The sequence below is a fragment of the Shinella sp. 838 genome, assembly GCF_029623935.1.
Lineage (GTDB): Bacteria > Pseudomonadota > Alphaproteobacteria > Rhizobiales > Rhizobiaceae > Shinella.
In genome coordinates, this window is sequence record NZ_JARSBQ010000070.1 from 1 (window position 1) to 810 (window position 810).

General features: G+C 58.5%; 1 protein-coding gene. It reads left to right on the plus strand.

Features of this window, described 5'->3' with window-relative positions; all coding sequences use genetic code 11:
• The first annotated feature begins 52 nt into the window (after positions 1–52).
• The gene (locus P9A16_RS35605; protein ID WP_050746584.1) at positions 53–757 is read left to right on the plus strand and encodes an IS6 family transposase; all 705 of its coding nucleotides are present in this window, start codon (positions 53–55) and stop codon (positions 755–757) included.
• Positions 758–810: the final 53 nt, after the last annotated feature.

Genomic DNA, 810 nt, shown 5'->3' on the forward strand with positions numbered 1-810 from the left:
CGGCGTTGTCACGTAAACCTCCTGTGAGTGAGTGGTGGGTAGAGACGGTGGGATGAAGAAACCGGCCATCAGCTACAAGCGTCACCGTTTCCCGCAACAGATCATCGCCCATGCGGTCTGGCTGTACTTTCGGTTCCCGCTGAGCCTGCGCCTGGCCGAGGAGTTGCTGCTGGAGCGTGGCATCGTCGTCTCGTATGAAACGATCCGGCGATGGGGTCTGAAATTCGGACCGGCCTACGCAAAGCAGCTTCGTCGCCGGCGGCCTTCGCTTCAGGATGTCTGGCATCTGGATGAGGTGGTGATTTCCATCGCGGGCAGGAAGCACTGGCTTTGGCGTGCCGTTGATCAAGATGGCTACGTTCTCGATGAGATTGTTCAGAGCCGACGCGACACCAAGGCCGCGAAGCGATTGCTCATCAGGTTACTGAAGAAAACAGGCATGCCGCCAAGGCGGATCGTCACCGACAAGCTCCGCTCATATGGCGCAGCCAGGCGTGACATTATGCCAACGGTTGAACACCGGTCCCATAAAGGTCTCAACAACCGAGCGGAAAACTCTCACCTGCCGCTTCGAAAACGAGAGCGGACGATGCAGGGATTCCGATCAGCCGGAGGCTTGCAGCGTTTCATCTCGATTTTCTCGGCGCTGCGAAATCTCTTTGTCACCCCACGTCACAACCGCTCCGCTCTCGCCACCCACATCCATCGCATCCGCGCAATTGCGCATTGGAAAGCTGTGACGGGCGCGGTTGCCTGATTTCCGAGAGCCGTCGGCAGAGCGCAATCACCGCTCGATAACGTGACATCGCC